Annotated in this window: 18 protein-coding genes; 8 read left to right on the forward strand and 10 right to left on the reverse strand. The window is 68.8% G+C overall.

What is annotated here, in order from left to right; all coding sequences use genetic code 11:
* Window positions 1-293 precede the first annotated feature (293 nt).
* From QNO26_RS04970 to QNO26_RS04980, 3 genes are read left to right on the forward strand one after another with little or no spacing between them, the layout of a single operon-like run.
* Window positions 294-1,568: an ABC transporter substrate-binding protein gene (locus tag QNO26_RS04970; protein WP_257525680.1), complete on the forward strand. Its 1,275-nt coding sequence runs from the start codon at window positions 294-296 to the stop codon at window positions 1,566-1,568.
* Window positions 1,569-1,589: 21 nt separating this feature from the next.
* The gene (locus QNO26_RS04975) at window positions 1,590-2,531 is read left to right on the forward strand and encodes a carbohydrate ABC transporter permease (RefSeq protein WP_257525678.1); all 942 of its coding nucleotides are present in this window, start codon (window positions 1,590-1,592) and stop codon (window positions 2,529-2,531) included.
* The gene (locus QNO26_RS04980) at window positions 2,531-3,448 is read left to right on the forward strand and encodes a carbohydrate ABC transporter permease (protein ID WP_257525676.1); all 918 of its coding nucleotides are present in this window, start codon (window positions 2,531-2,533) and stop codon (window positions 3,446-3,448) included. Before QNO26_RS04975 ends, QNO26_RS04980 begins: the two co-directional genes overlap by 1 nt.
* A gap of 35 nt (window positions 3,449-3,483) precedes the next feature.
* On the opposite strand, the gene QNO26_RS04985 is transcribed toward QNO26_RS04980, so the two are convergent.
* The 3 genes from QNO26_RS04985 to QNO26_RS04995 are packed head-to-tail and all read right to left on the reverse strand — an operon-like array spanning window position 3,484 to window position 6,220.
* Window positions 3,484-4,224, reverse strand: a complete 741-nt coding sequence (locus QNO26_RS04985; RefSeq protein WP_257525674.1) for an orotidine 5'-phosphate decarboxylase / HUMPS family protein — start codon at window positions 4,222-4,224, stop codon at window positions 3,484-3,486.
* Between the two features lie 5 nt (window positions 4,225-4,229).
* Window positions 4,230-5,180, reverse strand: coding sequence for an NAD(P)-dependent oxidoreductase (locus QNO26_RS04990; protein WP_257525673.1), 951 nt, complete (start codon window positions 5,178-5,180; stop codon window positions 4,230-4,232).
* A complete protein-coding gene (locus QNO26_RS04995; protein WP_257525672.1) occupies window positions 5,177-6,220 on the reverse strand; it encodes an Ldh family oxidoreductase in 1,044 nt (347 codons plus the stop codon). The genes QNO26_RS04990 and QNO26_RS04995 overlap by 4 nt, the downstream gene beginning before the upstream one ends.
* 119 nt (window positions 6,221-6,339) lie before the next feature.
* Between QNO26_RS04995 and QNO26_RS05000 the strand changes: the two genes are divergently transcribed.
* Both QNO26_RS05000 and QNO26_RS05005 read left to right on the forward strand, forming a co-directional pair.
* Window positions 6,340-7,329, forward strand: coding sequence for a sugar phosphate isomerase/epimerase family protein (locus QNO26_RS05000; RefSeq protein ID WP_257525669.1), 990 nt, complete (start codon window positions 6,340-6,342; stop codon window positions 7,327-7,329).
* A complete protein-coding gene (locus QNO26_RS05005; RefSeq protein WP_257525667.1) occupies window positions 7,326-8,366 on the forward strand; it encodes a zinc-dependent alcohol dehydrogenase in 1,041 nt (346 codons plus the stop codon). Before QNO26_RS05000 ends, QNO26_RS05005 begins: the two co-directional genes overlap by 4 nt.
* Before the next feature lie 17 nt (window positions 8,367-8,383).
* Here QNO26_RS05005 and QNO26_RS05010 read toward each other — a convergent pair whose 3' ends face one another.
* Window positions 8,384-9,142 (reverse strand): FadR/GntR family transcriptional regulator, encoded by a 759-nt coding sequence (locus QNO26_RS05010; protein ID WP_257525665.1) that lies wholly within the window; start codon window positions 9,140-9,142, stop codon window positions 8,384-8,386.
* A gap of 13 nt (window positions 9,143-9,155) precedes the next feature.
* Window positions 9,156-9,983 (reverse strand): SDR family NAD(P)-dependent oxidoreductase, encoded by an 828-nt coding sequence (locus QNO26_RS05015; RefSeq protein ID WP_257525664.1) that lies wholly within the window; start codon window positions 9,981-9,983, stop codon window positions 9,156-9,158.
* A 128-nt stretch (window positions 9,984-10,111) separates the two neighbouring features.
* Between QNO26_RS05015 and QNO26_RS05020 the strand changes: the two genes are divergently transcribed.
* The 3 genes from QNO26_RS05020 to QNO26_RS05030 all read left to right on the forward strand — a co-directional run bounded on the left by QNO26_RS05020 (window position 10,112) and on the right by QNO26_RS05030 (window position 13,275).
* Window positions 10,112-11,410, forward strand: a complete 1,299-nt coding sequence (locus tag QNO26_RS05020; protein WP_257525663.1) for an ABC transporter substrate-binding protein — start codon at window positions 10,112-10,114, stop codon at window positions 11,408-11,410.
* Between the two features lie 90 nt (window positions 11,411-11,500).
* Entirely contained in the window at window positions 11,501-12,424 is a 924-nt protein-coding gene (locus tag QNO26_RS05025) for a carbohydrate ABC transporter permease (RefSeq protein ID WP_257525662.1), read from the forward strand.
* Window positions 12,421-13,275, forward strand: a complete 855-nt coding sequence (locus QNO26_RS05030) for a carbohydrate ABC transporter permease (RefSeq protein ID WP_257525661.1) — start codon at window positions 12,421-12,423, stop codon at window positions 13,273-13,275. The genes QNO26_RS05025 and QNO26_RS05030 overlap by 4 nt, the downstream gene beginning before the upstream one ends.
* A 21-nt stretch (window positions 13,276-13,296) precedes the next feature.
* On the opposite strand, the gene QNO26_RS05035 is transcribed toward QNO26_RS05030, so the two are convergent.
* The 5 genes from QNO26_RS05035 to QNO26_RS05055 form a co-directional block, all read right to left on the reverse strand.
* The gene (locus QNO26_RS05035) at window positions 13,297-14,025 is read right to left on the reverse strand and encodes an SDR family oxidoreductase (RefSeq protein WP_257525659.1); all 729 of its coding nucleotides are present in this window, start codon (window positions 14,023-14,025) and stop codon (window positions 13,297-13,299) included.
* 153 nt (window positions 14,026-14,178) lie between these two features.
* Window positions 14,179-15,648, reverse strand: coding sequence for an HNH endonuclease signature motif containing protein (locus QNO26_RS05040; protein ID WP_257525658.1), 1,470 nt, complete (start codon window positions 15,646-15,648; stop codon window positions 14,179-14,181).
* 199 nt (window positions 15,649-15,847) lie between these two features.
* Complete coding sequence (locus tag QNO26_RS05045) at window positions 15,848-16,519, reverse strand: esterase/lipase family protein (RefSeq protein ID WP_257525657.1); 672 nt, start codon at window positions 16,517-16,519, stop codon at window positions 15,848-15,850.
* Window positions 16,516-17,190, reverse strand: a complete 675-nt coding sequence (locus tag QNO26_RS05050; RefSeq protein WP_257525656.1) for an alpha/beta fold hydrolase — start codon at window positions 17,188-17,190, stop codon at window positions 16,516-16,518. Before QNO26_RS05050 ends, QNO26_RS05045 begins: the two co-directional genes overlap by 4 nt.
* A gap of 113 nt (window positions 17,191-17,303) precedes the next feature.
* The gene (locus QNO26_RS05055; protein ID WP_257525655.1) at window positions 17,304-17,651 is read right to left on the reverse strand and encodes a histone-like nucleoid-structuring protein Lsr2; all 348 of its coding nucleotides are present in this window, start codon (window positions 17,649-17,651) and stop codon (window positions 17,304-17,306) included.
* Between the last annotated feature and the right edge of the window lie 64 nt (window positions 17,652-17,715).

Genomic DNA, 17,715 nt, shown 5'->3' on the forward strand with positions numbered 1-17,715 from the left:
CGGGCGGGAGCACGCGCGGGAGGGTGGGACGTTTCGGCTCGGGCGGAGGCCGGGTCGTTGAGCGAGCGCAGCGAGACGAAACGCCCGGTGGGGTGAGGCGTTTCGTCTCGGGCGCGGCGCGCCCTCGCTCAACGACCCGGGGCAGGGGGGGCGCGCTCGCTCAACGACCGGGAAATGGTAGACCTCCGGCGGCGGCTACTCAATCACTGCCGTGCCCGAGAAGGGCTGTGCTTGCATGGCCTCGGCGTCACCACCGCGGGGCGCTCCGCGACGAGGCGGCGGAAGGACGATGGATGTCTGTTTCCACACGATCGGCGAGGCGCCTCGCGCGCGTGATCGGCGCGGGCCTTGCGGTGACGCTCGGAGCCACGCTGGCGGCGTGCGCCGCCGGCGACAGCGGCCCCACCGAGATCCGCTTCCACCTGAGCAAGCCTGAGGCGATCCCGTACTTCCGCGAGCTCATCTCGGAGTACAACGCCTCGCAAGACGACGCGCGCGTCGTCTTCGATACCTCGTCCAACCTGCAGGCCGGGTTCCTGCGGGGCAACCCGCCCGACCTCGGGCTGCTCAACTACAACATGGAGATGGCCCGCTTCATGGAGCGCGGCGCCCTCAGCGACTTGAGCGACATGCCCGAGGCCGACCGCATCCTCCCCGAGGTGCAGGACCTCGTCGACCAGTACGCCACCTACCCCGGACGCACGAGCGTGCTGCCGTATTCGGTGATGGCGGCATCCGTCATCTACAACAAGGAGATCTTCGAGCAGCAGGGGCTCGAGGTGCCGCAGACGTGGGACGAGCTGCGAGCGGTCTGCGACCAGTTGCTGGATGCCGGCATCACGCCCTTCTACGCGACGTTCAAGGATCCGTGGACGGTGGGACAGGGCTGGTTCGACTACACGGTGGGCGGTTCCGTCGACGTCGCGGACTTCTTCGACCAGATGAACGAGCTGGGAACCGAGGTCGGGCCCGACTCCGAGGTGTCGTTCGCGACGACGCTCGCGGAGCCCGTCGAGCGGATGACCGAGCTGACCTCCACGTACGTCAACCCGGATGCCGCCAGTCGCGCGTATGGCGACGGCAACCTCGCCTTCGCGAACGGGGAGGCGGCGATGTACCTGCAGGGGCCGTGGGCGTTCGGGGAGATCGACAAGACCAACGACCAGCTGCAACTGGGCACGTTTCCGCTGCCCATGACCGACGATCCCGACGACCTGCGGGTGCGCGTCAACATCGACCTGGCGGCGTGGATCCCCGAGGCATCCGCCCACAAGGAGGAGGCACGCGACTTCCTGAGCTACCTGTTCCAGAAGGACGTGATGGACGAGTACAACGCGGCGTTCCTCGGGTACGGCACCACCACCGACGCGGCGCCGGTGACCGACGAGCGGATCATCGGGATGAAGGAGTACTACGACTCCGCGCGGTTCTACCAGGGGCCATCGAAGGCGATCCCGCTGACCATCCCGACCGACAACTACATGCAGGGCATCGTGACCGGAGCAGATGCGCAGAACATGCTGCGCACGCTGGACGCCGATTGGGCCCGACTGGCGCTGCGCCAGTAGCCGGGCCGAAAGGGGAGACAGATGGCATCCACGACGGTGACGGCGGGCGCACCGCCCGCGGTCGGCACGCGCGGCCGCAGCGCAGCGGCCGCGAAGCCCCGCACCCGGCGCAAGGTCGAGGGGGTCTACTACCTCTTCCTGCTGCCGAGCCTCATCCTCTTCACGCTGGCCATCACGCTGCCGGCCGTGATCGGCATCTTCTTCAGCTTCACCAACTCGATCGGGTTCGGCGACTGGGAGTTCATCGGGCTCATCAACTACCTCGCCGTCTTCAGCGACCCGGCGATCCTGCAGAGCTACCTGTTCACGTTCTTCTTCGCCATCACGACGGTGATCGTGGTGAATATGCTGGCGTTCCTGCTGGCCGTGGGGCTCACCTCCCGCATCCGGCTGAAGACCGGGCTGCGCGCGGTGTTCGTCATCCCCATGGTGATCTCGGGCATCATCATCGCCTACGTCTTCAACTTCCTCTTCTCCAACTCCCTGCCGGCCCTCGGCGAGGCGTGGGGGATCGGATGGCTGAGCCAGAGCATCCTCGCCAACCCGGATCTCGCGTGGCTGGCGATCGTGATCGTCGCCGCCTGGCAGGCGATCCCCGGCACGCTGCTGATCTACATCGCGGGTCTGCTCGCGATTCCCGGGGAGGTGTACGAGGCGGCATCCATCGACGGGGCAGGCAAGGGCCAGCAGATGCTGCGCATCACGCTGCCGCTCGTGGCCGGGTACGTCGTGATCAACGTGATCCTGGGCTTCAAGAACTTCCTCAACGCCTACGACATCATCGTCGGCCTCACCAACGGCGGACCGGGCACGGCGACCCGCAGCATCGCGATGACGATCTTCACCGGGTTCTCCGGCGGCGATTACGCCTACCAGATGGCCAACGCCACCCTGTTCTTCCTCATCGCCGTCGTGCTCTCGCTGCTGCAGCTGCGGCTCACCCGCGGAAGGAACGTGTTCTGATGTCCTCCACGCAGATCTCCCTCACCGTCGAAGACGTCAACGCCGAGCGGGTGCTCGACGGGGACGCGCCCCGCAAGAAGGCCGCCCGCCGGCGCGGGGAGCGGTGGAACTGGTCGGGCACCGTCATCCTGATCATCTGCGCGCTGACGGTGCTGGTGCCGCTCTACGTCACGGTGTCGATGGCGTTCAAAACGCGGTCGCAGGCCGTCGACGGCAATGCGTTCTCGCTGCCGGCGCCGTTCAGCGTCGACGGGTTCGTCGAGGCGTGGGAGCTGACCGACTTCCCGCGGGCGTTCCTCATCTCGGCGCTCGTGACTGCGTTCACCGTCGCCGGCACGGTGCTGCTGGCCGCCCTGGCGTCGTTCGCAATCTCACGCAACTGGGACCGCAAGCTCTTCCGGTACTCGTTCTACTACCTGCTGGCGGCGATGTTCCTGCCGTTCCCGGTGGTGGCGCTGCCGCAGATCCAGTTGACGGGGCTCACCGGGCTCGACAACCCGGTGGGCGTGACGATCCTTCACATCATGTTCCAGCTGAGCTTCAGCATCCTGCTGTTCACGGCGTTCCTGCGTTCGATCCCGGCGGAGCTCGAGGAGAGCGCCCGCATCGACGGCGCCTCGACGTGGCAGACGTTCTGGCAGCTGATCTTCCCGCTGCTGGCGCCCATGAGCGCCACGGTCGGCATCTTCGCGTTCCTGGCGTCATGGAACGACTTCATGATGCCGTCGCTCATCATCTCCGACCCCGCGTCGCAGACGCTGCCGGTGGTGCAGAACATCTTCCAGACCCAGTTCAGCAACAACTACAACGTCGCGTTCGCCTCCTACCTGATGGCGATGGCGCCCGCGATCATCGTGTACCTGTTCACCCAGCGCTGGGTGATGGAGGGCGTCACGCAGGGGGCGGTGAAGGGGTAGGGCGGGCGCCCGTGCCGCCGCAGCGGCGCTTCCGATCAGGCCCCGCCCGGTCCATAGCGCACCGGCGCGCTGTGGACGCGCGCGCACGCCTCCGTCAGCACGCCCAGGAGGTCTCCGTCCGCAGCGGCGAAGGATCTGCCGTCGATGGCCAAGGGAGCGCCGAAGACCACCACGGGAGCGCCCAGGGCTGGGCACCCCACAGCCTGCTCGATCGAGAGCCCACCCACGGCCTGCACGGGAACACTCGTCGCGGCGACGATCGCGGGCAGATCGGTGAGGGGAGACAGGCCCTCATCGGGGTGGGCGTTGCGATGGTCGTAGCCGATGTGGTGGATGACCATGCCCACCCCCAGCGACTCGAGGCGGGCGCACTCCGCCACCCGATCCGGTGCCCCGAGGTCGTCGCCCATGACGAGCATGCCGAACCTCTCGCCCGCCGCGACGACCGCGTCGATCGTCGCGTCGTGGGCACGGCCCATGACGATGACGGCGTCGGCTCCGGCATCGCCCATCATCTCGGCCTCGAGGTAGCCGCCGTCCATGGTCTTCAGATCGACGATGAGCGGATGGCGGGGGAACTCCTTCCGGAGCGCGCGCACCGCGTGCAGCCCTTCGGCCAGCACGAGGGGAGTGCCGACTTCGATCCAGTCCGCGCCGGCCTCCACGGCCACGGCGGCCGTCTGCAGGGCGTCACGGCTGCTGGTGAGATCGAGTGAGATCTGCACGAGGGGACGGGTGATCGACGCGCGTGTGAGCCCGCGAATGGTCGTGGACACCGCCGTCACACCTCCTTCGCTGCTCGGACGAGATTGCGCAGCTGTTCGCCGCGCCGATAGGCCCGCAGGTTCGCGGCGATCAGCTCCGCCGCCCCGAGCGGGCGGCCTCCCGCAGCGTGCGGAGTGATGATCACGTTGGGCAGGTCCCACAGGGGCGAGGATGCCGGCAGGGGCTCCTCGGTCGTGACGTCCAAGGCGGCGCCGCCGATCCGGTCCGCACGTAGGGCCTGCACAAGAGCCTGCTCATCGATGGTGCTGCCGCGACCGACATTGATGACCCAGGCGTGCGGCGGCAGAGCTGCCAGCAGCGCGGCACTCAGGGCGTGCTCCGTCTCGTCGCCGGCGGGAAGGATCATGATCACGACGTCGGTGGTCGCGAACAGCTGTGGCAGCTGCTCGTCGGTGACGACCTCGATGTCGCCCTCGCGGCGCGGTCGACGTCCGACGCCCGTGACGGAGGCTCCCAGCGCGCGAAGATGCGGGGCGAGGGCCGACCCGATGCTGCCGAATCCCCAGATCACGACGTTCGCGTCCCGCAAGGTGGAGAACACCCCCGGGCTCGGTTCGGCCTGGATGCCGCCCAGCTCACCGGCCCAGCGGTGGCCGATCTGCGCTCGCACGAGCAGGTTGAGCCGCCGCGCCGCGGCGAGAGTGAGTGCCAGGGCGTGCTCGGCGACGGGCGCATCGTGCAGCGAGCGCCCGCTGGTGATCGCCACATGGTCCGGGAAGCCGGCCGCGAGCGCGGCATCGCTGCCGGCGGAGAGCAGCTGCACCCACCGGAGGCGCTGCAATCGGGTCGCCGCGTCGGCGAGGAGGTCGTTCGGCACGCCCCACACGACCAGACCCTCGGCATCGACGTGCAGGTCGGGGATGGGTGACGACGGATCGTAGGCGACCATTTCGACGCCGTCGGGCGCCGAGGGCGCGTCGACGATGTCCGGGATGAGCAGCTTCACGACGACGCCTCCGTACCGGGGTAGGGGACCCCGCCGGCGACACCGAGTTCGATGAGGGACTCGACCGTGGCTGCGGGCAGATCGATCCCCGCAGCTTCGCGCGCCTGCGCCGTGAGTCGTTCCGGTTCGCCGGGGACAAGAACCCGGTCGAACCCGGGGGCCGGCTCGGCGCCGTGTGCAGAGTCGATCAGCGCATCGATGCGGTCGCGGAAGAGCGGGAGGGGGAGGAAGTGCGCGACGTCCATGGCCAGCATCCAGTGCCCGACATCCTGTCGCTTCGAGAAATCGGTGTACATGTTGCCGATGTCTCCGGCCACGGCGGCGCCGCTGAGAACCCCGGCCAGCACTTCGATCAGGAAGGCGAGGCCGTACCCCTTGGGCCCGCCGGCGGGCAGGAGGGACACCACGGCGGCCGCGTCGGTGGTGGGCGCGCCGTCGGCATCGACTCCCCAGTCCGGCGGCACCGGCTGACCCTTCGCGCGCGCCACGAGCACCTTGCCCATGGCCGTCGTGCTGGTCGCCATGTCCAGGCTCAGCGGCTCGCCGCCCGTCGGCGCGGCGAACGCGAGCGGGTTGGTACCGAGAAACGCGCTCTTCCCTCCGAACGGCACCACGTTCGGCTCCGAGTTCGAGACGACGACGGCGACCTTGCCGCGTCCCGCGAGCGCACGGGCGTAGTAGCCGGCAGTGCCGAAATGGGTGCTTCCCCGCACGGTGGCAGCGGCCACGCCGAACTCGCCGCTCAGCTGGGTCAGTTCATCCACCGCGGCGCGCGCGGCCAACTGTCCGGCGGTGCCGCCGGCATCGATGCGCACCACGGCACCGTTGCGGTCGACCGAGGGTCGCGCCGCCGGATCCACCAGACCCGCGTCGATGCGTGCCCGATAAGCGGGAAGGCGGATCACACCGTGCGAGTCGACGCCGCGCAGGTTCGCGTCGACCAGCGTGTCGGAGAGGTACTCCGCGTCTTCTGGTTCGTAACCCCAGGTCTGGAGCAGCGCCGTGGTCCACGTACGCAGTTGCTCAGCATCGATGGTCATGTCGACTCCTTCTCGCTTCATTGCGTGATCGATCACCTTGCCGTGGTGCCGCGTACACATAATAGTCTTACTCGTCATACTTTTGAGTGACCGAGCTTCAATGAAGAAACGAGGAACCGATGAGGATCAGCGTCTTTCCCAAGGGGGAGCTGGACGATCTGGCCGTACGGCGCACCATGACGGTGTTCGAGTGGATCGACAAAGCCGCCGTGCTCCCCGCTGACGGGCTCGAGCTGTACAGCGGAATGCTCTGGCAGAGCGACGACGACTACCTGGATGCCATCGGCGAGGCGCTCGACGACGCAGGCTTCGAGATGCCGATGATGTGCGTGTCACCCGACTTCACCCACCCCGACGCCGATGTGCGGGCAGCGGAATTCGACAAGGAGGTCGAGATGATGCGCGCCACCGCTCGACTCGGTGGCAGAGGCGCCAGCACGCGAGTGCTCTCCGGCCAGCGGTGGCCGGAGGTGCCGCGGGAACAGGGCATCGAGTGGGTGGTGGAGGCCTACACCCGGCTCATCCCCATCGCCCGGGAACTGGGCGTGACCCTGGCGATGGAGAACCACTACAAGGACGGCACCTGGCGTTACCCCGAGTTCGCGCAGCGGTCGGACGTGTTCCTCGAGATCGTGGATGCCATCGAGGACCGAGCCACGTTCGGGGTGCAGTTCGACCCCTCGAACGCCATCGTGGCGGGTGACGATTCCGCAGACTTCCTGGATCGCGTCGTCGATCGCGTCGTCACCATGCAGGCGTCGGATCGATCGCTGGCCCCCGGGGGATCCCTCGACGAGCTGCGCCAGAGCGACGGCACGCTCGGCTATTCCCCACTGCTGCAGCACGGCGTGATCGGCCGAGGCCTCAACGACTACCCGAGGATCTTCCGCACGCTGGTGGACGCCGGCTACGACGGCTGGATCAGCATCGAGGACGGCGTGAACGGCATGGGGGAGATGGCAGAGTCCGTGGACTTCCTCCGCGCCGCCCGCGATGAGTACTGGGCCGGCTCGACCGCCGTCCGGGTGCGCACCCAGGAGGACGCGCTCGCCGCAGCGGGGCTGCCCAGCATCGCACGGGACGACCACCGCCGTGAGGTGGCGCGATGAAGGCGCTGGTGAAGTTCGGCCTGTCCGACGGCGATGTCGAGCTGCGCGACGTACCTGCTCCGGTTCTGGAGCCGGGCACCGTGCTGGTGGCCGCGCGCGCAGTGGGCGTGTGCGGCTCCGACATCCACATGTGGCGCAATGGCCAGAGCTGGGACGTGGCGCTGCCCGTCGTGCTCGGCCACGAGACCGCAGGCGTCATCGCGGCGGTCGCCGACGATGTCACCGGCTGGCAGGTCGGCGACCGCGTGGTGTGCGAGACCGCCGCCCGCATCTGCGGCGTCTGTGCGCTCTGCCGCGTGGGCCGGTACAACCTGTGTCCTCATCGTCAGGGGTATGGAGCGACGCGCGACGGCGCATTCGGTGAGCTGCTTCTGGCCGAACCCCGCGTTCTGCACCGGATTCCCGAGACCGTCTCGTTCGAACAGGCGGCGATGACCGAACCGTTCGCCGTCGCCTACAACGCCCTCGTCGAGCGCGCCAGTGTCACGCCGGGCGATCTGGTGGTGATCCAGGGTGCCGGCGCGATCGGCGCGCTGGCCCTGCAGATCGCTCGGCTGAGAGGTGCGGGAACGACGGTGGTGCTCGGGACGCCGGTGGATGAGCGCCGCCTGAAGACCGCGCTCGAACTCGGTGCCGATCACGCGATCGACATCACCAGGGAGGACCCCGTCGCGCTGATCCGTTCACTCGGCGATGGTCTGGGGGCAGACCTCGTCGTCGACGCGACCGGCGTGAGCGCAGCGCTCGCGCAGGGACTGGAACTGGTGCGCCCGCTCGGGGCCATAGCGAAGATCGGCTGGGGCCCGCAGCCCCTGAACTTCAGTCTGGATCCGCTCGTGGCGAAGGCCGTCACCCTCTTCGGCTCCTTCTCGCACACGTGGACCACCTGGGAGCGGGTGCTGGGTCTCTTCGCCACGGGCGCGCTGGACACCACGCGGGTTCTCGGCGGCGTCTACGACCTGGCCGACTGGCGGGAGGCGTTCGAGCACATGGAATCCGGGCGCAACATCAAGTCGGTCATGGTGATGCCGCACTGAGGGCGCCCGCCGGGGCGTCAGCGGGAGCGCGAGCGGTCGTGCATGTGGTCGAACTCCCGCAGCGTCCGCTCGACCAGGCTGATGGCCAGACTCTGGGCGGCGGCGACGTCACCACGCACGAGGGCCTCCGCCAGTGCCAGGTGGTTCTCGACCGAGTCGGCGGTGATGTCGTGCATGCCCGGGCGGGTGTCCTGCCCGCGCGCGTCCAGCGTTGCTCCGATGGTGTCCGCGAGCTGCGCGATGACCGCGTTCTGTGTGCCTTCCAGGAGCAGCCGGTGGAATGTGGCATCCCGCTCGAAGAATCGACGCGCGTCGCCGGAGAGGAAGGACTCCTTCATCCCCTGGGCGCTCTCGAGGATCGCCTGCGCGCCTTCGGCGTCGATGCGCGTGGCCGCGAGCCCGGCGGCCACGTGCTCGATGCCGAGGCGCAACTCGAGCAGCTGCTTCATCTGCTCCACATAGCCCGGCCCCTGCCCACGCCACTTGACCACGTAGGGATTGAGCAGGTCCCATTGCGATGACGGCAGCACTCGGGTGCCCACCTGCGGTCTGGCTTCCACCAGCCCCATCGAGCTGAGGGTGCGGATTCCCTCCCTGACCACGCTGCGTGACACCCCGAGCCGCTCGCAGAGCTGGTCGGCATAGACGATGCTCCCGGGCGGGATGTCCCCGTTGATGATCTCCTGTCCGATCTCATCGACGACATGGGCATACAGGCCCGTTCCGATGCGTGCTCGGTAGCGCGCGGCGGCGCTGACGCTTCTGCCATCGGTCACAGGGGTACTCCGCTCACTCACTCGCCGCAGCGTCGAAGTCGTAGTCGCCGTCGGCGGCTGCCGCTTCGTACGCGAGGCGTGGCATCTGGGAAGCGAGCTTGCCTCCACTGACATCGATGAGCGTACCTGTGATGTACGACGCATGATCGGAGGCGAGGAAGCAGATCAGGCTGGCGATGTCGGCCTTGTCGCCCCACCGACGCAGGCTCAGGGTATCGAGGAGGCGGGACTGCTCCTCGGGCGGCAGCTGCGCGAACCCGTTCATGGCGGTGGGGATCATGCCGGGCGCGTAGGCGTTCGCGGTGATGTTCCAGGGGCCGACCTCGCCGGCGAGTGCGCGGGTGAAGTGCGCGACGGCGATCTTCGACGAGGCGTAGGCCCCGCTCGCGTAGATCGGGACCAATGCGGCGAAGGAGGCGGCATTGATCACGCGGCCCCACCGCTGCCGCTTCATGATCGGCAGCACTGCGCGGCACATCAGGAACGTGCCCTTCAGGTTGACGTCGTGGACGAGGTCCCACGTCGCCTCGTCCATCACCTCGATGGCGCCGTTGCCCACGACGCCTGCGTTGTTCACGAGGATGTCCAGGCGCCCGTAGGCCTCGTCGACGGCCTGGACGACCTCGCCGATCCGCGCCGAATCGCGGATGTCGCAGACGAACTCCCGGTGGGGGGTGCCGATCGCGTCCAGTTCCGCGGATGTGTCCTGCAGGTCGGTCGCGCTGACGTCGACCGACACCGTCGTGACGCCCTCACGGGCGAGCGTCGTGACGATCTCCCGGCCGATGCCGCGGCCGACCCCCGTGACGAGGGCGACTTTTCCGCGCAGGTCGATGTGCATATGACTCCCTTGTCGTTCGTGCTTGCGCTACAAGTATGATTTATTAGACTAGTCACGGCTAGCGGTGCGGTGCACCCGGCCCCCCTCTTACCGGCGCAATGCTGCGCGATGACAGAGAAGGAGATGCGATGAAGCATCGAACGGTACTCAGGACCTCGACGGTCGCCGCGGTCGCAGCCCTCACAGCGGCGTCGCTGGTGGCCTGCTCGGGCGGCACCGGTGACGGCGGAGGGGAGAGCGATGTGCTGCGCATCACCCTCGCGAACCACGTGTGGACCGACATCATGAAGGAGAAGCTGTCGGAGTTCGAGGAGGAGACCGGCCTCACCGTCGAGCTGACCCAGCTCGGCGAGGACCAGCTCTCCGACCAGTACAACGTCAAGCTCAACGCGGGCACGGACGAGATCGACGTCATGATGTACCGCCCTCTCCAGGAGGGAAAGCTCTTCGCGCAGAACGGCTATCTCGCCGATCTCACCGCGAATGTGGAGGACGCCGGCGACTGGGACTGGAGCGACTTCCAGTCCGGACCCGTGGAGGCCACCACGTACGACGGGACCGTCGTCGGCGTTCCCCTCATCACGGAGTCGGAGGTGCTCTACTACCGCACCGACCTCCTCGAGGCCGCCGGCCTCGAGGTCCCCCAGACCCTCGACGAGCTGGAAGCGGCGGCCAAGGCGATCTCCGAAGCCAACCCCGGCGTCGCGGGCTTCGTCGCCCGCACCGGCCGCTCCGCAGCGGTCACCCAGTTCTCGAGCTACCTGTTCAGCTTCGGCGGAGACTTCCTCGACGGCACCGAGTCGGCCATCGACACGTCGGCGGCGCTGGAGGCCTATGAGTACTACGGCGGACTGCTCAACGCATACGGCCCCGAGAACGTCAGCACCGACATGAGCTGGCCCGAAGCGGCAGCCATCTTCGCGCAGGGTCAGGCAGCCTTCTACACCGACGCCAGCAGCCTCTACCAGAACCTCGCGCTCGAGGAGAACTCCACCGTCTACGACAAGCTCGGGTACGCCCCCTTCCCGGAGGGACCGGCCGGCTCGAAGCCGTACAGCATCCCGTCGTGGGCGCTGGGCATCAACGCGACGTCTCCCAACCAGGAGAACGCCTGGAAGTTCATCGAGTGGGCGACCAGCTTCGACAGCGTCCTGGCGGTCCAGGAGCAGGGTGTGCCGGGGGCGCGTACGTCGGTGTGGGACGACCCGGCGGGCACCGCCAGCTTCCCGCCTGCGCTCGCCGAGGCGATCGCCATCAACGCCGAGAACGGCGTCGGATACGATCGCCCGCTCGTCGTCAACGTCGCCGAGGCGCGAGAAATCGTCGGAGAGCCCATCGTCGTGGGCATCACCGGCGGCGATGTCGAAGACGCCGTCGAACAGGCCCAGGAGAAGTTCACCGCCTTCCTCGAGGACGAGAACCAGTAGGCCCGGCGGAACTGGCCCCCCACACCACGTCGGTGGCGGGATGCGCGAACGATGCATCCCGCCACCGGACGACAGAGAAGGAGGACCGGCGTGAGCGTTGTTGCGCGCCGTGAGAGCGACGTCTGGGCGAGATACTCCCACTGGGTGAACAAGCACCGCAGATGGGTCTTCGCCGCACCGGCGATGATCTTCATCGCCCTGCTGCTGATCTTCCCGCTGGTGTGGACGCTCTATCTCAGCCTCACCAACTCGCGCGGCTCCGTTCGCGCGCCGTTCGACTTCGTCGGTCTGAGCAACTACGCCGACGTACTCACCGACACCGAGCGCTTCTGGCCGGCCGTCGGGCGCACCGCCTACTTCACCGGCGGGGCGCTGCTGTTCGAGGTCGTTCTCGGCATCGCGATCGCGCTGCTGCTGTGGAAGCCGTTCCGCGGCGAGCGGTGGGTGCGGGTCGCGATCCTGCTTCCCCTCGTGGCGACGCCCGTCGCGGTGGGCATGATGTGGCGGCTCATCTTCGAGCCGAACATCGGCTTCGCGAACGAACTGCTCTCGTGGGTCGGCATCCCTGCTCAGCCGTGGCTGAGCAGCCCGGACACGGCGCTGAGCACCCTGATCTTCGTGGACGTCTGGCAGTGGACGCCGATGGTCACCCTCATCGTGCTGGCCGGGCTGACGGCTCTTCCCGAGGAGCCGGACGAGGCCGCACGCGTCGACGGCGCGAACTGGTGGCAGCGGCTCTGGTACGTCACGCTGCCGCTGCTCGCGCCCACCATCGTGGCTGCGGTCATCCTCCGCGGCATCGATGCACTGAAGACCTTCGACATCCTCTACGCCACCAAGGGCAAAGGGGGAGGGTCCTTCCATGAGGTGGAGACGCTCAACATCTACGCGTACGGACTGAGTTTCGACTACAACCGCTACGGCCAGGCATCCACCGTTCTCATCCTGTTCTTCATGATGATCATCGGCCTGATCTGGATCATGTCGCTGCGCAGGAAGGCGCTGAACAAATGAGCACCACGGCTCTCGTCGTCGTCCCGGAGAGGCGTCGCAAGCGGTTCCCCTGGCCTGGTTTCGGGCGCACCGTCGGTCTCGTGGCCGTCGTCGTCACCTTCGTCGCCCCGCTGATGTGGATGCTGCTGGCGAGCTTCAAGACGAACGTGGACATCTACGACCCGTCGAAGTCCTTCGTCTTCACCCCCACGCTGGGCAACTACGCCACCGTGTTCGGTCAGGCGAACTACGCGGCCTACATCTGGAACTCGCTGTTCGTCGCCTTCGTCGCCACGGTGCTGTCGCTGCTTCTGGCGGTTCCGGCCGCATACAGCATGAGCCGGTTCGTCATGGGGAAGTCGGCGATGGTGGTGCTTCTGGCGAGGATCATCCCCGGGGTGAGCCTGCTGGTGCCGTGGTACTTCGTCTTCTCCCAGATGCGGCTCGTGGGCAGCTATACGGTGCTGATCCTGTCCATGATGTTCGTGTCGCTGCCCCTGATCCTCTACATCATGATGTCGTACTTCGATTCCATGCCTGAGGAGCTGGAGGAGGCGGCGCAGGTCGACGGTCTCACTCCCATCGGAGCGTTCCTGCGCATCACCCTGCCGCTGTCGATGCCCGGGGTCGCGACGGCGGCCATCCTGTCGTTCATCTTCGCCTGGAACAACTTCATGTTCGCGCTGGTGCTCTCCGGGTCGAGCACGAAGACGCTTCCTGTGGCGATCTTCGACTTCGTCGGCTACGCGAGCATCGACTGGGGCGGATTGATGGCGGCTGCCGTGATCGTCACCGTGCCGATCATGCTCATCGCCCTGTTCACGCAGAAGTACATCGTGTCGGGGCTCACCGCCGGCGCGACGAAGGGGTGACCGCGGTCGGGCGAACGGAGCTCAGCGTTCCACCGATCCCACCGGAGTGATGACGAGTTCGTCGATGCGCACGTGCGGCGGAGAGGTGACGACGAAGGTCACTGCTCGCGCGACGTCCTCGGCTGCGAGCATTCGCCTGCGCGGCTCGTCCGACGGGGGAGCGGGACGCAGCGAGAGGAACTCCGTGTCGATGTCGCCCGGCAGAATCGCCCCGGCTCGCACGCCGTGCGTGGATTCCTGCTCGTTCAGCGCGTCGGTCAGCGCGCGCAGCGCCATCTTGCTGGCGCGGTAGGCCACGCCGGCTCCCGGGGACGCCGTCCAGGCGGCCACGGAGGAGATGATGCACACCGTGCCCTGGGCGCGGCGCAGACCCGGGAGTGCCGCGGCGATGATCTCGGCCACCGCGATCAGATTGGTGTCGATGACGCTGCGGAAATCGGCCATGTGCTGGTCGCCCCAGGTGCGCTGCGGCGTGTTCAGCCCTGCGGCCAGCACGAGGTCATCCACTGGGCCTGCGGCTTCGAGCAGGGTCTCGGCGTCGCCACGGGTGATGTCCCACGCCAGCGCCGTGGCGGTGCCGCCCGCCGCGCTGATCTGCTCGGCGACACTCTCGAGGCGGTCGAGGCGCCGCCCGACGAGCACCACGTGGTGCGTCGCCGCCAGGGCTCTGGCGGCTGCGGCCCCTGTGCCCGATCCGGCTCCGGTGATCAGCACCGTGCGGCGCTCCTGCTGGGTTCTCGGGGATGCCATGGTGGCAGTATGCCAGGGCCTCGCTTCGCCCTGCGAGCGCGCCGGCAGCGGACGGCGTCTCAGCGTGCCCGGGCGAACGGAGGGCGTCACGCAGGGGGCGGTGAAGGGGTAGTGTCGGCGCCCAGCGAGACGCGGACCGCGGTGCGTGGGTCGCTAGAACGGAGCGGTCTCGAGTGGCTCGGTGCGACCGAGCCTCGCCTCGGGGGTGGGGCCGTGCGGTGACGCAAGAGCGGCGAACTCGAGCACCCGGCGAGGGACGTCGGGGAAGACGCGCCCCGTGGGGCTGGTCCAGCGCAGCACACCCCGATCGACCTGCTCGACCGTCCACGCGGCGGCGTGCTTGAGGGTGTGATGCCGCCGGCAAAGATTCGCGAGATTCGTCAGGGACGTCGGCCCGCCGCGGGCTGCGTCGACGGTGTGATCCTGGTCGCACCTGCGGGAGGGCGTTCGGCATCCCGGAAAACGGCAATGCTCGTCGCGGGCGTCGAGATGTCGGCGCTGCACGCGGGAGGGGCGATAGGTGTCGACGTGCATCACTGCGCCTGTCGTGGGGGAGAGGAAGATGCGCTCCCACACGTCCGCGGTGGCGGCGAGTCGTCGTGCCGCACTGCTGTCTATCGGACCATGGCCGACCAGCTCGGCCGGGGAGTGGTCCAAGCCCGGGAGGATTCCGTGGCCGCCGTCGGCGCCGTGGATGCTGCCTGCGGGCACGGGGGTGGACGGTGCGGTCACTCCCGCCCGGGTGAGCATGTCGCGGGGAACGAGCAGGCCGCGGGGAACGAGCGCGTCGGCGGGGACGACGACCTGCACCTGTGCGGTGATCGCCGCACACCCGGCCAGCGCATCGTTCGACACGGCGCCCGTCGCGTGGCCGGTGAGCAGCAGGTCGGCCAGCACATCGGCGCGGACCTGCGCCATCGTGCGCCGATCGACGTCTTCGGGGACGGCCTCACCCGCCTGCGGCCGGCGGGTGTCGGCGACCTGCCGGGCGAACGTCGTCAGCCGGTCGTGGGCGGCGTGCACCAGGATCGCCGGCAGCACGGCACCCAACTCGGCCATGCCGTCGTCGAGATCCCGCACCCACACGCGACGTTCTTCGGCTGCGTCGGTGTGCCGCTCATCGGCAGGCACGGGGTCGAGCCGCTGCGCGATCACCGCGACGATCGGCCGAGCTCGCCCGGGCGTCTCGCGTTCGCACACCGCGAGGGCCGACTGCTCGAACCGCCGCCGGGCGTCGGGGTCGGCGATGCGGGCGCCGGCATCCTGGATCACCCGCACGTGCGCCGCGTCCACCCGCCCGGCCTGCAGCGCCGCGAGCGTCGCGGCGAAGCCGGTCACGAGCACCGCGGCATCGTGCAGCCGCTGCTGCATGCCGCGGTCGGATCGGCGCAGCACGGCGGCGGCCTCGGCGGCGATGTCGCGCAGCGGAATCTCGCGTTCGCGTGCGGTCGACGATGCGAGTCGCGCCGTCTGCGCCATCGCGAGCGCATCGGCGCGGGCGAGGAGTCGCAACTCCTCCGCCTGCAATGCGGCGATGCGCTGACGGGTGCGTTCGAGTCCCGCCATGACCGCGCCGCGCGAGCGCATATCGCGCGGGGCGGTGAGCGTCGGGGCTGCGGTCATGGGTCTATTCTCGCGACCCCCTCCGACATTGAGAGGGGTAAAGCCCAGGCCAGCAGGTGATTGTGGAGAAGTCGCAACTCTGGCCGGCTGTGGAGAAGGTGCCGGTGCTGCGCGCCCCGCGACGGCCGCGCTCCCGCGCTCCCGCGCCCCGCGGCCGCGCTCCCGCGCCCCACGCACCGCGCTCCCGCGCCCCTTCCGGTCAGTCCGCGCGGGCGAGCAGCGTGAACTCGGCCAGCACCCGCGGGTGCGCGAGGATGCGGAAGTGCCCGCCCGTCTCGAGCTTGACGTTCTTCGCCCCCGGCAGCTTGCTGCCCTCCGGGATGTGCGGGTCGAACCGCCCATAGACCGACACGATGCGTGCGTTCACCTCTGCCTGCGCGGCCAGCGCGAGAATCGTGGCATCCCGCGGGGAGAAGATGCGCAGCGTCGGCGGGAGCAGCAGCCGCGCGTATCGTGACCCGCCGAACGGCGTGGCGACGGCGAGCATGCTGCGCACGCGTGCGCTCTCCGTCCCGATCATCACCTGCTTGCCCACGAGGCCGCCCTTGCTGTGGGCGACGACGATGGCGTCCGCGAGATCGCGCTCGGCAAGGTACGCCGTCACCTGCGCGGCCATCTCGACGACGGGCCGCTCGTTGCGGTGCAGGTCGTCGAGCACATGCACCGGATGACCGCGCTCGTGGATGGCGGCCACCAGGGGCTGCAAGAACTTCCAGGTCTCGTAGATGCCGGGGAGCACCACCACCGGGCGGCCCGTCCCCGTCAGGAACGCATCGGGGTCGGTGCGGTTCAGCAGCGCCCGCGCTTGCCAGATGCCGGCGTACGCGTAGTCGCGCGCCCACCAGGCGGCGGCCTTGACGGCCCCGATCACGTCGCCGCCGTGAGGCCGGCGCGGGCCAGGATCGCCGAGGCCACCGCGCGCGGCGCGGTGTGCTGCACGATGTGGGCGGCCGCCGGGATCTCGACCACCGTGGCATCCGACGCCGCATCTGCGAGCCGGCGGCACCAGTCCGCCCGGGCGACGGGGTCCCGCTGGCCGCGGATCACCTGCAGCGGCACGGCGAGATCGGCCACGCGCTGCTCGATCGGGTAGTCGATCATGTGGCGCACCTGCGCCAGGTAATAGCGGATGCCGCAGCGCAGGTAATCGGTGAATACGATCGCGTTCGCCACCGGCGACTCCCGGAGCGTGTCCAGAGCGAGCGCGCCCGCCTGCGCCGGCAGGGAGCGGTGGCGCTCGTCGGCCACGGGGCCGATCGCCACGACCTGAGCGACGAGGTCGGGTCGGCGGCAGGCGGTCTCGACGACCCACTGGGCGCCCATCGAATGACCCACCAGCACGACCGGGCCGGTATCGAGGGTGGCGAGCACCCCGGCGAGTCCCTCCGCCATCTCGGCGACGTCGACGTCGTGGTCGGGCTTGGGCAGCCCCCCGTAGCCCGGCAGGTCGATCGAGAACACCGTCGCCTCGTGGGCGGCCAGCGCGTCGTGCAGGCGACGCAGGGAGCGGTGCGACATGCCGATGCCGTGCACGAGCACCACGACGGGACGGTTCGACCGCGACGGGCCGCTGCTTTCGACCACACGGAACCGCAGCGTGCCGTGACGCACGTGCCGCCCGGTGCGCGTCGGTGGGACGCCGGGCGTCACGCTGCTCAGCGGGCGGCTTCGTACGCCTCGAGAACGGATGCCGGCACGCGACCCCGTTCCGAGATGGCGTAGCCGTTCGACTTGGCCCACTCGCGCACGGGGCCGTAGTCGTGCTGTCCGGTGCGGCGACGCTTCTGTCCGCCGTTCGAGGCGGCCGCGCGGCCGCCTGAGACACGGCGTGCCGCCGACACGTAAGGCTGCAGAGCGTCACGCAGCGCCCGCGCATTGTCGTCGGTCAGGTCGATTTCGTACGCGATGCCGTCGAGCGAGAACAACACGGTCTCACCTGAGCCGACCTCGAGTTCGGTTCCGTCGAGGTCGTCGACGAGCTGGTGCACAATTCTCCGGGCCATGCGGACACCATAGTGGCGCGCTCCCCGCAATGACAGGGGGCAATGCCGCAAAGCGACAATTCGC

It is taken from the genome of Microbacterium sp. zg-Y1090 (assembly GCF_030246945.1).
Classification (GTDB): domain Bacteria; phylum Actinomycetota; class Actinomycetes; order Actinomycetales; family Microbacteriaceae; genus Microbacterium; species Microbacterium wangruii.

Bases quoted from the DNA above. Each gene is read 5' to 3' on its own strand.
- QNO26_RS05000 (WP_257525669.1), top strand. From the start codon at position 6,340: ATGAGGATCAGCGTCTTTCCCAAGGGGGAGCTGGACGATCTGGCCGTA.
- QNO26_RS04975 (WP_257525678.1), top strand. From the start codon at position 1,590: ATGGCATCCACGACGGTGACGGCGGGCGCACCGCCCGCGGTCGGCACG.
- QNO26_RS04970 (WP_257525680.1), top strand. From the start codon at position 294: ATGTCTGTTTCCACACGATCGGCGAGGCGCCTCGCGCGCGTGATCGGC.
- QNO26_RS05015 (WP_257525664.1), bottom strand. From the start codon at position 9,983: ATGCACATCGACCTGCGCGGAAAAGTCGCCCTCGTCACGGGGGTCGGC.
- QNO26_RS05020 (WP_257525663.1), top strand. From the start codon at position 10,112: ATGAAGCATCGAACGGTACTCAGGACCTCGACGGTCGCCGCGGTCGCA.
- QNO26_RS05030 (WP_257525661.1), top strand. From the start codon at position 12,421: ATGAGCACCACGGCTCTCGTCGTCGTCCCGGAGAGGCGTCGCAAGCGG.
- QNO26_RS05035 (WP_257525659.1), bottom strand. From the start codon at position 14,025: ATGGCATCCCCGAGAACCCAGCAGGAGCGCCGCACGGTGCTGATCACC.
- QNO26_RS04995 (WP_257525672.1), bottom strand. From the start codon at position 6,220: ATGACCATCGATGCTGAGCAACTGCGTACGTGGACCACGGCGCTGCTC.
- QNO26_RS05040 (WP_257525658.1), bottom strand. From the start codon at position 15,648: ATGACCGCAGCCCCGACGCTCACCGCCCCGCGCGATATGCGCTCGCGC.
- QNO26_RS05005 (WP_257525667.1), top strand. From the start codon at position 7,326: ATGAAGGCGCTGGTGAAGTTCGGCCTGTCCGACGGCGATGTCGAGCTG.
- QNO26_RS04980 (WP_257525676.1), top strand. From the start codon at position 2,531: ATGTCCTCCACGCAGATCTCCCTCACCGTCGAAGACGTCAACGCCGAG.
- QNO26_RS05055 (WP_257525655.1), bottom strand. From the start codon at position 17,651: ATGGCCCGGAGAATTGTGCACCAGCTCGTCGACGACCTCGACGGAACC.